Origin of the sequence: Nonomuraea sp. NPDC048881, from assembly GCF_040649795.1 — a bacterium.
Lineage (GTDB): Bacteria > Actinomycetota > Actinomycetes > Streptosporangiales > Streptosporangiaceae > Nonomuraea.
On sequence record NZ_JBEZGC010000008.1, the window covers coordinates 52,254 to 65,169 of the forward strand.

The following is a 12,916-nucleotide window of genomic DNA, read 5'->3' on the forward strand; positions in this document are numbered from 1 at the left end:
GCCGAACTGGCCCTTTCCGGGCACTCGGAGATCATCAGCCTGCGCCGAACCGGTATTCGGACGTGTGACGGCGGGGTAGGGCAAGGAATGCCAAGCCGTAGCCCCGGGAAGCCCCATCCGCTCCTCGGAGAGCGAAAGGGAGCACCATGCCGCTGGAAACGGCCCGTCAGGAACACCTCACGCGCCCGGTGACGCCGATCGGGAGCCTGGAGCGGGGCATCGACATCCTCCTGGCGCTGAGCGCCGCGCACCGGCCGGTCAGCCTGGCCCAGCTCAGCCGGAGCACGGGCCTGCCCAAGTCCACGGCCCACCGGATCCTGGGCGTGTTGTGCGCGCGCGAGCTGGCCCGGCGGGTGGGCACCGGCTACCTGCCCGGCCGGCAGCTGGAGACGATGGCCGGCATCGCCCGCAACCGCATCCCCGGGTCGCGGCGGGTGGTCCTGCCGTACCTGCTCTGCCTGCAGGAGACCACCCGCCAGACCGTCAACCTGGCCGTGACCGCCGGCCTGGAGGCCCGCTACGTCGAGCGCCTGTACGGCCACGACCGCGTCCGGTCCCGCTCCGACGGCACCGACCTGGCGCCGCTGCACTGCACGGCGACCGGCAAGGCGCTGCTGGCCTTCGACACCGGGCTGCGCGAGGAGGTGCTCGGGCGGGGCGGCTTCGAGCGGCTGACCAGCCGCACGATCACCGGCGTGGCCACGCTGGAGCGGGAGCTGGCCCAGGTCCGCCGGTACGGCGTGGCCTACGCCCAGGAGGAGTACACCGAGGGCGTGTCGTGCGTGGCCGCGCCGGTGTTCGGACCGGGCGGCGGCGTGTGCATGTCGGTGGGGGTGGCGGCGCCGGGCCCGTCCGCGCCGCTGGCCCGGCTGGGCCTCACCGTACGCGGCGCGGCGCAGGCGATCTCGGCCGCGCTGGTGGTGGCCTGACGTGTTCCGGCCCCTGGAACGCTCCACGGGACGCGTCCCGAAAACGTTCCGCCCAGCGAGACCCCCGCTTGCGCACCCGGCGGACGGGCGATCGCATGACCCCATGGATTTCCTTCCCGTCCCGGCCACCAAGGAGGCGCCCGCGACCCCGCCGGATCAGGCCCGGACGACCCGAGGCACGCGGGCGCCGGCCGGAGACGGGGAGGCCACGCGTGCCTAGAGGCCTGCACAGGGCCACGGTGCTGGAGACCCTGCGCCTGGCCGGCGCCCTCCTGCCGGCGGGCACGCCGCACGCGACGGCCGGCCTCGACCTGCTGCGCTCCCGCTCCCTGCTGACCGGCCTGCACGTCCGATACGGCGGCCGTCCGGTGCTCGTCCGCGGCCCGCGCCGCACGGCGCTGGTGGTGCTGTCCCAGCGGGACGCCGAACGCGTGTTGTCCGAGCCCGCCTTCGTCCCCACCGTGCGCGAACGGGCCGCCGGCCTGCCCTACGACGTGCTGCGGCCGGCGTTCGCGGAGGTGGCCCGGCAGGAGGCGGCCGCGCTGACGGACGGCGTCATCGACTACGCCCGGCTGGAGTCGTGCTGGCAGCGGGTGGCGCGGCGGTGCGTCTACGGCGCGGGCGCGGCCGGCGACGAGGAGCTGAGCGCCCTGCTCGCCCAGGTCAGACGGGCAGGCAGGGGGCGGGCCAGACGCCGTCAGGAGATCCTTTCCGGCCGCTACGACGCCCGCATCCTCGACCACCTGCGCCGCGCCGAGCCCGGCACCCTCGCCGGTCTGCTCGCCGAGACCAGCGGGCCGGAGGCGCGCGGCCTGCGGCAGGCGGCGTTCTGGCTGCTCGGCTTCAGCGTGACCGCCGCCAGCCTCATGCGCACCCTCGCCCTGCTGGCCACCTACCCCGTCCAGCGCAAGTGCGCCCGCGCCGACCCCCACTACCTGCGCGCCTGCCTGCGCGAGGGCCTGCGCCTGTGGCCGCCGGTCCCGGCCCTGTCCCGCCTCACCACCGAGGAGACCGACTGGTACGGCGTCCCGGTGCCCGCCGGCACCCACGTGATCCTCCCGTTCGCCCCCCACCAGCGCAGCCCCCGCCTGCACTACGCCGATTCCTTCGCCCCCGAGATCTGGCTCGACGGCACCGCCGCCAGCGAATGGTGGGCCCTGCCGCGCTGCGACGGCGTGCACCTGATGCTGGGCGTCGGCACGGCCTTCCTGGGCGGGATCCTGGCCTCGGCCCGCCCGAAGGCGACCGGCCGGCCGCTGTCCCCGCACCGCCCGCTGCCCCAGACGCTCAACGCCGCCCGCCTGCGGGTGACGATGCGCCCGCTGAAGCGGCGTCCGGGCCAGAGCTGACCGGGCTTCGTCGCCACCGGGCGGCGGCTTCTCCGTTAGAGTCTGGGGTGGAAAAAGGCGTACCGGCGGAAGAAACGGTTCGGTTTGCGACGGGATGACGACGGCGAGAGGACGGCGACCGTGGGGCGCTCGGCAGGCACTCCGCTGAAGCCTGAGGATCCGCCGGCGATCGGCCCCTACGAGCTGTTGAGCCGTCTCGGCTCGGGGGGCATGGGCACCGTCTACCTCGCCAGGGGCGCCGACGGGGTCAAGGTGGCGCTCAAGGCCATCAGGCGTGACTTCACGGCCGACCCGGTCTACCGGGCGCGTTTCCACGAAGAGGTGTCCAACGCGCGCAAGGTGGCCTCGTTCTGCACCGCGCGGGTGCTCGACCACGGCGAGGACCGCGGCGTGCTCTACCTGGTCACCGAGTACATCGACGGCATCTCGCTGGAAGACCAGCTGATCGAGCACGGCGCGCTGCCGCCGTCGGTGCTGCACTCGGCGGCCGTGGGCGTGGCGGCGGCACTGACCGCCATCCACGCCGCGGGGCTGGTCCACCGCGACCTCAAGCCGGCCAACGTCATGCTGACGCTGGCCGGGCCGCGAGTGATCGACTTCGGCTTGGCGCGCTCCACGCACGTCGAGTCCCGGCACACGAACGCCGGCATGGTGATGGGCACGCCCGGCTGGATCGCTCCCGAGCAGGTCTTCGAGGGGCACACCAGCCCCGCCGGCGACGTGTTCGCCTGGGGCTCGCTGATCGCGTACGCGGGTCTCGGCGGACATCCGTTCGGCGAGGGGGACGCGTACGTGATGGCGGCGCGGGCCCGTACCGCGCCGCCGGACCTGCGCGGCCTGCCCGCCCCCCTGGACCGGCTGGTCGCCGCGGCCATCCACCCCGACCCGGCGCGCCGGCCCGCGGCCAAACAGCTCCTGCTGGAACTGGTCGGCGCGGCCGACGAGCCCGCAGCCCAGCTGGCGGCCACCGAACACCTGACGAACGCCTGGAACCCCTCGGAGTTCCGCCCCCTCGGCCACATGCCCCCACCCGCCGAACGCACCGGCCCCCCGCACCCGCCCTCACCCGCCGAACGCACGGGGCCTCCGCACCTGCCCTCACCTGCGGAACGCACGGGCTCCCCCCATCTGCTTCCTCCCGCGGAACGCACGGGCCCCCGTCCTCCGATGCGCTCCGCGTCGGGTTCTCGCCCCCCGATGCCCCCGTCCCCCGACCGGACGGGGTCCCGCTCCCCCATGCCACCCGCTGCCGAACGCACGGGATCCGCCGTTCCGATGCCACCCGCACCCGAACGCACGGGGGCGGGCTCCGCGATGCCGCCTTCCGCCGAGCGCACGGGCCCGCGTCCACCGCACGCCCCCTCCCCAGCCGAACGCACCGGCCCCCGCCCGCCCATGCCCGCCGCCGCCCCCGCAGAGCACATGGGGCAGCGGCCCCCCATGCCTTCGGGCATGGAGCACCCTGGGCAGCAGTCCCCCATGCCGTCGCCCGCCGAGCGCACCGGACCGCGTCCGCCGCAGATGCCCTCCCCGGCCGAACGCACGGGCCCTCGCCCGCCCATGCCCGCCCCCACTGAGCCCCCGGCACCTCGCGCGCCGCAGATGCCGCCTCCCGTGGACCGGACCGGGAACATCCCGCTCCCCCACCACCAGACCACCGGCCAGGCCCCCCTACCTCCGCACACCACGGGCCAGGGACCGCTGCCCGGGTACCCGCCTCCGCGCCGCAAGCGCGGCGTGTTCACCGGCTGCATGACCGCGCTGGTGATCGTGATCGTCCTGTTCGTGGTGGTCCTGGCCACCCTGGCCTGGATCTTCCGCTCCCCCGCCATAGGCGAGGAGGGCCCGGTACAGGACGGAAAGCTGAAGTTCGCGGTAACCGGCACAAAGTGCCCCAAACCAGCGAAGTCCGCCTCCCGCCGCACCTGCCAGGTCACGGTGAAGGTGAACAACGTCGGCCCCGACGCCCGCGTCCTCTACCCCGGCCAGCAGAAGCTGATCGACGAGGACGAGGCCCTGCACGGCGGCAGCAAGCTCCTGGACAAGAGCGGCACGGAGATCACCCCGGTCCGCATCGCCCCGAGCCAGTCCTTCACCGGCACGCTGGTGTTCGACCTGCCGAAGAGCGCCGAGCCGGCGGGCCTCGAAGTACACGACTCAGGCCTGAGCGCCGGAGCCCGAGTAGCCCTGAGCTAACCAGCGACTCAGACCCAAGCGCCAGAGCACAACCAGTTCAGGGTCAACCAGCAACTCAGACATAAGCCCCGGAGCCCGAGTAGCCCGGGGCAAACCAGCAACTCAGACCTGAACGCCAGAACACAACCAGCCCAGGGCTAACCAGCTACCCAGGCATAAGCCCCAGAGCCCGAGCAGCCCCGAGCTAACCAGCGACCCAGACTGACCCTAGAGCCCAAGTAGCCATGGGCTAACCGAGAACCAACCCTCACATCCCGGCAAAACGCCGCCCTGGATCGCCACCCCTCACCACCTCGCACCGACCAGCTAGCCCCACGCCAAGCCCTCTCCATCATGGCCATGGTCTGTTGGCGGTGTGATGGCGACGTCACTCGAAAGGGCAGGACTCCGGATGAGAAGGCAGGACTACGGACAAAAGGCACGGCTCGCGACAACGGCACTCCCCCGTTCCGATGATTCCCAGGGCTCTTCCCCCTCAGAACCCCTGCTCCGGCGACACCACCCCTTCCATCGGGGCGCCGTCGGCGAAGTGGCGCACGTTCGCGGCCACACGTTCGGCCAGGCCGCGCCAGTAGGACGACGGCGGGTTCGCCGTGTGCGGGGTGATCAGGACGTTGTCCATGTGCCACAACGGGTGCCCGGACGGCAGCGGCTCCGGGTCGGTGACGTCCAGTGCGGCACCACCGATCCGTCCCTCGCGCAGCGCCGTCACCAGCTCCTCGGTCACGACGAGCGCACCCCGGGCGATGTTGACCAGCCAGGCGTCCGTACGCATCAGGTCAAGCTCGGGAGCACCGATCATGCCCTTGGTGCTCGGCGTGGTCGCAGCGGCAAGGACGACGTACGCGGCCTCCGGCAGCGCCTCCCGATAACGGGCACGAGGCAGTGTCCGGTGCGCACCGGGCGCCCGGCCGCTGTCGGTGACCGCGATCACCGGACAGCCGAACGGCTCCAGCATCCTGATGAGCGCCCGCCCGATGCCTCCACAGCCGATGATCGCGACCGTCGAGCCGGCGAACTCCCTCGACTCGTTCCTCCCCCACTCGGTGGCCCTGGCCAGCCGGGGCAGGTTGCGGGCCGCGGCCAGCATGAGCGCGAGCGCGTGCTCGGCGACGGGCACACCGTAGGAGCCGGTGGCGGCGGTGAAGACGGGCTCCTCAGTGATCACTCCGGCCTCGGCGTACCGCTCGACTCCCGCCGCGGGCAGCTGCACCCACCGGATGCCGTCATGGATCATGGACCGCAGCTCCTCGGGGCCGCCGCGCCCGTAGTAGACGATCGCCTCGGCCTCCTCCAGCGGCACGACGCTGCCGCCCGACCGCCGTACGGCGTCGACCAACATGGGGACCGGCTCCGGGCCGACGTGGACGGCGACGCTCATCGGGGTACCTCCGTGACGTGCTCGCGGCTGTCTGCCAGGATCTGCTCGACCTCGTCGCGGGCCCGTCCGACGATGTCCGCGGCGGCCTGCGCCGCCTCGGCAGCCCGCCCGGCGGCAACCGCTTCGGCGATCTCGTGGTGGAGTCCGATGGCGGTGGTCTCCAGGCGTTCGGGCAGGAGCAGCAGCTCGCGTCTGGCTTCGAGCAGCACTTCGGTCACCTCGGCGAGCTGGGCGAACATGCCGTTGCGGGACGCGGTCAGCAGCACCCGGTGGAAAGCGGCGTCTGCCGTGACGTAGGCCTGGCTGTCACCCTCACGAGCGGCGGCGTCCATGGCACGGGCGTGGGTGGCGAGCTCGTCCGGCACGCGGAGGTCGGGCCTGGACGCGGCGAGCGCGGCGGCGGCAGGCTCGACCGCGGCGCGCAGCTCGGCCAGCTCACGCAGCTGCGCCTCACGCCCCGGCGAGGCCAGCCGCCAGCGGATCACCTGGGGATCATAGAGGTTCCAGGCGCTCATCGGCCGTACGGTGACCCCGACACGAGGACGGCTGGTGACCACGCGCTTCGACTCCAGCACGCGGACGGCCTCGCGCGCGACGGTCCGGGAGACCCCGTACCGCTCCTGGACGTCCTCCAGGCGCAACACCTGCCCCGCACGGATCTCCCCGGCCGCCAGCGACCTGCCGACCGCGTCGAGCACCTGCCCGTGCAGGCCTCGTAGTGTCTCCACGCTCATCGAGCCCCCGCCAGCCCGGCCAGCAACGCCGCAACCCGTTCAACCGCGGCACCCGGGCCACCCGAAGTCAGCGCCGATCCCATGCCGCAGGCCACGGCGCCGGCCGCGATCCACTCGGGCGCATCGTCCACGGTCACGCCGCCGGTGGGGATCGCCGGCGCCTGCGGAAGGGCGGCCCGCACGTCGCGCAGCCAGGCGGGTGAAACGCCCGACGCCGGAAAGATCTTGACTGCGTCCGCCCCCTCTTCCAGGGCACGAACGATCTCGGTCGGGGTCGCCACGCCCGGGAAGACCGGCACGCCGTAGCGGTGCCCGGCGCGGATCACCTCAGGGTGCAGGCTGGGTGAGACCAGGAAGCGCGCGCCGGCCTCCACGGCGGCCCTGGCAGCGGCCGGGTCGAGGACGGTCCCCGCCCCGACCAGCGCGTCGGGCCGCTGCTCGGTGAGCCTCGCCACGGCGCTGAGGGCGCGGGGCGTGGTGAGCGCGACCTCGACGGCACGCAACCCGGCATCCAGCACGGCCTCGGCCGACGTCAGCGCCGCCTCGGGCGTGGCGGCCCTGACGATGCCGAACACGCGTTGCTCTGTGACAGCCTGGACGATCTCCCAGCGGTACATGACTTCCTTCCTTGGTTTCCTCACCAGCGAACAGCTACGGCGAGCCGCCCTCCGTGGTGACGCACGATCCCCGCCTGGCCATCCGACGCCCGGCCCGCCTCCCCCCCGAACCGCCTTCATCCCGCCCTCGTCAGCTCATGGACGGACTCATTTCTCGCATGCCCACCTCAGCTCCGACCTCGTCACCCCACGACCGGACCGCCTCACGCATGCCCACCTCCGCCCGAAATCGTCGGCTCCCGGACGGACCGCCTCTCGCATGGCCACCTTCAGGTGAACCCGCCTCCACCGCACTTGCCGGTCCACCGTCGAAATGTCCTTCAATCGCCTCAACCTGGAACAGGTCCCTTCGCCCGAGGCTCGCATCCTTCAATGGCCGCTTTCCGCATGCACCCTCTTCGCACCAGCAGCCCTCCACGGGCTCTCCGCCTTCGGCATACCGTCTTCGGATTCCCCGTTCATCGAGGCGACCGACATGGCGGCCTCACCCATCCGGACAAACCCCTCCAGCAGACTCGCAATTCACGTTCGCTCGTCCTCAACGGGCTCATGCGGCGCGAGAGGCCAGTTAGCGCAGGTCCCCGTCGCCATGTACATCATCAGCAGACCGACATCAGCGTCACGAACCTCCGCGTGGACGGCCTCGAGCTCCGTACTCGACCGCCTTCGACAGGCTCGTGGTTGGTAGCAGAACGACTTCGATGAATCAGTGATCAGCAGTGGCGGTTCTTCGGCAGTGATCGCGCTCTTGACGGCGGAGAATCTTCGGCTGGTTGGCGGGCTATCGATGGACCGTTTCGGCGTGCCCGGTGAAGGCGGCCAAGGCACGATCCAGGCTCGGCCGGTCCGGAAGGCCGTCGGTGTCGGCGGCGCACTGGACGACGAGTGCCGCCACTGCCGCCGCCTCGCGCAGGCACACCTCGTACGACTCACCGCGCAACATCCCCGACAGGAACCCGGCGGCGAAGCCGTCCCCTGCTCCCACGGGATCGGTCACCGGCACCGTGAACGCCTTCTGCCGCAGCCCTGCGCACGTGGCGGACTTGTCCCGGTGCTTGACCACGGTGAGGCCGGGCAGCGTCGCCGGGTCGACGTGGAGCAGGTCGAGTTCGTCCTCACCGGCCAGCACCACGTCCGCCCTGGACAGGAGCGGCGCCACCCGCTCGCGCCACGCCGCGGGTTCGCCCAGCTTGTATCGGATGTTCGGGTCGATGGAGACGAGCGCTCCGGCCTGCCCGGCCAGCTCCAGCAGCCGCAGGGTCGCCAGGCGTGCGGAATCCGACAACATCGGAGTGATGCCCGTGACGTGGACGATCTTCGCCCCGTTCACCATCTCCGGCGTCAGCTCGTCCGGCCTCAACCTGGACGCGGCGGCCCCGGAACGGTAGTACTGCACGTCGATGGCCCGGAAGGGATGGCTGTCGCGCACCAGCAGACCGGTCGGCGCATCGGGGTCGATGACCGCGTGCCGGGTGTCGACACCCTCGGCTCTGAGCATGGACAGGACCGCCCGGCCCGCCGGGTCAGCGCCGACCCGGCCGAGCCAGCGCACGTCATGGCCCAGTCTGGCAAGCCCCGCGGCCACGTTCGACTCCGCGCCCGCGATGGAGCGACGGAACACCGTGGCACGCTCCAACGGGATGCCGGGCTCGGCCAGCATCAGAAGCATGGCCTCTCCGCACACCACGACGCTCATGACTCGCCCATCTCCTGTCGTTCCGGATCCGTCAACGGTGCTATCACGTCATGAAGGACAAGAGAAGGATCATTCAGGTCGTCTTGTAGGAGGAGGGCTGGGAGATGTCGATCATGGATCGGTCGGGCAGAGCCAGTGCGGCGGCGAACCCGACCACCGCACCGACGATCATGAAGATCGCTATCGCCTGCCAGCCGTAGTCGTGCAACAACCATGTCGCGATCAGCGGCGCGGGGCCGCCGGCGATGATCGAGGCGAGCTGATAGCCGAGACCCGCGCCGCCGTACCTGAGGCTGGTCGGGAAGCTCTCGGCGATGAGCGAGGCCTGCGGGCCGTACTCCATGGCGTGCTGGATCTGCGTGATCATGATCGTCAGGAAGACCACCAGCACGAGGCCGGTGTTGAGCAGCACGAAGTACGGGAACGCCACCACTGCCAACAGCGCTGCGCCGGTCGCGTAGACGAGCCGGCGGCCGACACGGTCGCTCAGGTGCCCGAAGAACGGGATCGCGATCAACTCCACCGCCGCCGCGCACGTCACCGCCGACAGCGCGACCGTCCGGGACAGGCCGAGCTGCTGGGTCACGTACGTGATGGCGAACGTCGTGTAGAGGTAGAACGGCATCTGCTCCGACACACGCAGCAACGCGCTGAGCACCACCTCCTTCGGATGCCTGCGCAGCACCTCGACGACCGGGAGCCTGACCACCTGCCGCCGTTCCAGCACCCGCGCGAACATCGGGGTCTCCAGCACCTTCAGCCGCACCCATAGGCCGACCGCCACCAGCGCCAAGCTGGCCACGAACGGCACCCGCCACCCCCAGTCCTTGAAGGTGTCGCCCGTCGTGGCGGCCAGCAGCGACATCGCGCCGGTGCCGAGGATCAGCCCGATGGGCACGCCCACCTGCGGCCAGCTCGCCATGAGCCCGCGCCTGCGCTGGTCGCCCCACTCCATCGACAGCAGCACCGACCCGCTCCACTCGCCGCCCACCGCGATGCCCTGCAGGACGCGCAGGACCACCAGGATGATCGGCGCGGCGATGCCGATGCTGTCGGTGCCCGGCAGCACGCCGATGAGCGCACTGGCCACGCCCATCGTCAGAAGGGTGACGATGAGGGTCGCCTTCCTGCCGATGCGGTCGCCCCAATGCCCGAAGATCGCCGCACCCACGGGCCGGGCCGCGAAGCCCACGGCGTTGGTCGCGAAGGCCGCGAGCGTGCCCGCGTACGGCGTGGACTTCGGGAAGAAGACCTCGGCGAAGACCACAGCGGCGGCCGTGTTGTAGAGGAAGAAGTCGTACCACTCGATGGCGGTGCCGACCACGCTGGCCGTCGCGGCCTTGCGCACCTGGGCTCTGTGCTCGGCGGTCGTTAATCCGCTGCTGCTCTCGGTCACGCTGCACCTCGAAGGCGTTCCTGGGCCGCGTCCGCGCCAACGGTTGCTCTACCCCGCGCCCGCGCCTCGAACCACCTCCGGCCTCCTCCCCCAGCGGGAAACCTCCGGCCATGGTCACGCCTCCCCTCGTCGGGACACCCCCCGACTCCGCCCGGCTGGATGCGGAGCCGAGCAGAACTCTAACACTCGTTAACTCGCGCGGCTACCGGCTTCACTGGGCGGCCACATCGGGCAAGGGCATGACCGAAAGGCCGTCAAGCAGGGGATTCACCTTCATTGCTGGGGTCGGGCAACCCGGCGAGGACGGCGTCGAGCGCGAACTTGAAGTGTTCGACCTGATCGGCCCGCAGGCGGGCGGCCTCGACAGCGTGATAGTGCGGATACCTGTCGGCGGGCAGCTCGGTCCAGTCCCGCGCGGCGGCCTCGTGCAGGACGAGATGCCCGACGCACACGCGCAGCACCGCCCCCTTTACGTGATCCGCCTGGTCAGGAGGGAAGCCCGCATCCAAGAGGATCCCGAAGATGGCCTCGTGGAGGCTCATCACGGGCGCACGCCGGGCGTATGTGGTGATGGACCAGACCGAGGCTCGGGGGTGCTCCAGCGACTGCCTGACCATCGAGGCCATGAGCCCGCGAAGCTGATCCTTCCATCCCCCTTCACGAGGGGCCTGAGAGACGATCTTGCTGCACACCTCGTCCACGATGGCCTCCAGCAGCGACTCGCGCCCGTCGAAGTAGTGATAGATCGCCGTCGCCGTCACATCGAGACGTTTGGCCAGCTTACGCATGCTGATCCCGTGAGCGCCGTCCGCCTCGAGGACCTCCAGGCCGGCTTCCAGGATCTTGTGACGGGTGAGCATCAGAATTGACCTCGCGCTTAACACATGTTAGAAATCTAACGGCCGTTAACTCCGGACAGCTTATCCGAGGAGAGAGCATCCTCGGCTGCCGCTCTTACGTGCCGTCCAGCCATTCCATCCATGGTCAGCCGCTCACTGGGAGACACCCCCGTGTCCACGACATCCAAAGTGACAGCGCCGGCGACGGCCCCGCGCCGCCCAAGACGCCGGATCCTGATGCGAGCCCTGCTTGTGCTGCTCCTGCTCATGGTCCTCGCGGTGGCCGGCGCGGCCTACGCGGTGAACCGGGGCGGAGCCCCGCAGACAGCCGCCCACCTGGGCTCCGAGCCCCAGCTCGGGGAACGCGAGACGTTCCCCATCCCCAAGGTCAACGCCCCCGACGTGGTCGGCTGGCCCTCCGGCAGAGCGCCGAAGGCACCGGCCGGCTTCATGGTCACGCGGTTCGCGGGCGAGTTGGAGCATCCCCGCTGGCTCTACGAGTTGCCCAACGGCGATGTGCTCGTGGCCGAGTCGGCCACCCTGCCCAAGGACCCGGAGTCCCCGATCATGGGGCTGTTCTACTGGCTGCGTCGCAACGACGGCTCGACCGCCGAACGCAGCGCCAACCGGATCACGCTGCTGCGCGACGCCGACGGCGACGGCGTGGCCGACTTCCGCAGCGTGTTCTTGGAGAACCTCAACCAGCCGTTCGGGATGGCGCTGCTGGCCGCGTCCGCCCCGTACTCGCTCGGCCCGGCGGCCCCGAATGGCACCCAGGCGGCCTTCTACGTCGCGGGCACGGACGGCGTCTGGCGATTTCCGTACAAGCTGGGCGAAACCCGGGTCACGGCCGCTGGGAAGAAGATCCTCGACCTGCCGGCCGACGGCTACAACAACCACTGGACCCGTAACCTGTTCGCCGCCCCTGACGGCACCAAGCTCTACGTCACGGTTGGCTCGTCCAGCAACGCGGGCGAACATGGCCTGGATGCCGAACGACGGCGCGCCGCCATCCTGGAGATCAACCCTGACGGCAGCGGCGAGCGCATCCTGGCTTCCGGCCTCAGAAACCCCAATGGGCTGGCCCTCGAACCACAGTCCAGGACACTCTGGACAGTCGTCAACGAACGCGATCTTCTGGGCGACGATGCCGCGCCTGATTACTTCACACGTGTACGCCCCGGTGACTTCTACGGCTGGCCGTGGAGCTATTGGGGGCAGCACGTAGACGAGCGGGTCCAGCCACGGCGTCCCGAGATGGTGGCTCGTGCGCTCCGCCCCGACTACGCCCTCGGCGCTCACACAGCTCCCCTCGGTTTGGCCTTCTCCGAGAGCCCCACGTTCCCCGAGGCCTACCGTGGCGGCGCCTTCATCACCGAACACGGCTCCTGGAACCGCGGCGATCCGGTCGGCTACAAGGTCGTGTACGTCCCCTTCAAGAACGGCATGCCCAGCGCCAAGCCCCAGGACTTCCTGACCGGATTCAAACCGGCCCCCGACGAGAGCACCACGTACGGCCGGCCGGTCGGCGTGATCACGGGCAAGAACGGCCGCCTACTGGTCGCAGACGACGCAGGAAACACGATCTGGCACGTCACGCCCCGATCGTGACCCGCGGGCAGGAGGGTGTCGTGGGCCTCGGGCAGCCGGTCCGGGCCGTGCAGGACCTTGCCCATGATCGCCAGGCCGTTCGCCTGGCTGGCCCGGTGCTCCAGCTCGCGGCACAGGGCCAGCGAGCGGTTCAAACTGGCCTCGGCGTCGTAGAGGCGTCCCACCTCC

Annotated in this window: 10 protein-coding genes; 4 read left to right on the forward strand and 6 right to left on the reverse strand. The window is 70.9% G+C overall.

What is annotated here, in order from left to right; genetic code table 11:
• Positions 1–146: 146 nt before the first annotated feature.
• The 3 genes from AB0C33_RS27455 (at position 147) to AB0C33_RS27465 (ending at position 4,474) form a co-directional block, all read left to right on the forward strand.
• Positions 147–929 carry an IclR family transcriptional regulator gene (locus AB0C33_RS27455; RefSeq protein ID WP_358292897.1) on the forward strand — a complete coding sequence of 261 codons (783 nt, stop codon included), beginning with the start codon at positions 147–149 and terminating at the stop codon, positions 927–929.
• Positions 930–1,141: 212 nt separating this feature from the next.
• Entirely contained in the window at positions 1,142–2,278 is a 1,137-nt protein-coding gene (locus AB0C33_RS27460) for a cytochrome P450 (protein ID WP_358292899.1), read from the forward strand.
• 120 nt (positions 2,279–2,398) lie between these two features.
• Entirely contained in the window at positions 2,399–4,474 is a 2,076-nt protein-coding gene (locus tag AB0C33_RS27465) for a protein kinase (protein ID WP_358292902.1), read from the forward strand.
• Positions 4,475–4,949: 475 nt separating this feature from the next.
• On the opposite strand, the gene AB0C33_RS27470 is transcribed toward AB0C33_RS27465, so the two are convergent.
• The 6 genes from AB0C33_RS27470 to AB0C33_RS27495 form a co-directional block, all read right to left on the reverse strand.
• A complete protein-coding gene (locus AB0C33_RS27470; RefSeq protein WP_358292904.1) occupies positions 4,950–5,855 on the reverse strand; it encodes a D-isomer specific 2-hydroxyacid dehydrogenase family protein in 906 nt (301 codons plus the stop codon).
• Positions 5,852–6,583: an FCD domain-containing protein gene (locus AB0C33_RS27475; protein WP_358292906.1), complete on the reverse strand. Its 732-nt coding sequence runs from the start codon at positions 6,581–6,583 to the stop codon at positions 5,852–5,854. The genes AB0C33_RS27470 and AB0C33_RS27475 overlap by 4 nt, the downstream gene beginning before the upstream one ends.
• A gap of 2 nt (positions 6,584–6,585) precedes the next feature.
• Positions 6,586–7,206: a bifunctional 4-hydroxy-2-oxoglutarate aldolase/2-dehydro-3-deoxy-phosphogluconate aldolase gene (locus AB0C33_RS27480; RefSeq protein ID WP_358292921.1), complete on the reverse strand. Its 621-nt coding sequence runs from the start codon at positions 7,204–7,206 to the stop codon at positions 6,586–6,588.
• A gap of 781 nt (positions 7,207–7,987) precedes the next feature.
• Positions 7,988–8,902, reverse strand: a complete 915-nt coding sequence (locus tag AB0C33_RS27485; protein ID WP_358292923.1) for a sugar kinase — start codon at positions 8,900–8,902, stop codon at positions 7,988–7,990.
• A 73-nt stretch (positions 8,903–8,975) separates the two neighbouring features.
• Positions 8,976–10,298, reverse strand: a complete 1,323-nt coding sequence (locus AB0C33_RS27490; RefSeq protein WP_358292926.1) for an MFS transporter — start codon at positions 10,296–10,298, stop codon at positions 8,976–8,978.
• A 254-nt stretch (positions 10,299–10,552) separates the two neighbouring features.
• Positions 10,553–11,158, reverse strand: a complete 606-nt coding sequence (locus AB0C33_RS27495; RefSeq protein ID WP_358292929.1) for a TetR/AcrR family transcriptional regulator — start codon at positions 11,156–11,158, stop codon at positions 10,553–10,555.
• A gap of 216 nt (positions 11,159–11,374) precedes the next feature.
• Here AB0C33_RS27495 and AB0C33_RS27500 point away from each other — a divergent pair, with 216 nt between their 5' ends.
• Positions 11,375–12,748: a sorbosone dehydrogenase family protein gene (locus AB0C33_RS27500; RefSeq protein ID WP_358292932.1), complete on the forward strand. Its 1,374-nt coding sequence runs from the start codon at positions 11,375–11,377 to the stop codon at positions 12,746–12,748.
• The last annotated feature ends 168 nt before the right edge of the window (positions 12,749–12,916 follow it).

Coding starts and splice junctions, on each gene's coding strand:
- AB0C33_RS27455 (WP_358292897.1), top strand. CDS start 147: ATGCCGCTGGAAACGGCCCGTCAGGAACACCTCACGCGCCCGGTGACG.
- AB0C33_RS27470 (WP_358292904.1), bottom strand. CDS start 5,855: ATGAGCGTCGCCGTCCACGTCGGCCCGGAGCCGGTCCCCATGTTGGTC.
- AB0C33_RS27480 (WP_358292921.1), bottom strand. CDS start 7,206: ATGTACCGCTGGGAGATCGTCCAGGCTGTCACAGAGCAACGCGTGTTC.
- AB0C33_RS27485 (WP_358292923.1), bottom strand. CDS start 8,902: ATGAGCGTCGTGGTGTGCGGAGAGGCCATGCTTCTGATGCTGGCCGAG.
- AB0C33_RS27495 (WP_358292929.1), bottom strand. CDS start 11,158: ATGCTCACCCGTCACAAGATCCTGGAAGCCGGCCTGGAGGTCCTCGAG.
- AB0C33_RS27500 (WP_358292932.1), top strand. CDS start 11,375: ATGCGAGCCCTGCTTGTGCTGCTCCTGCTCATGGTCCTCGCGGTGGCC.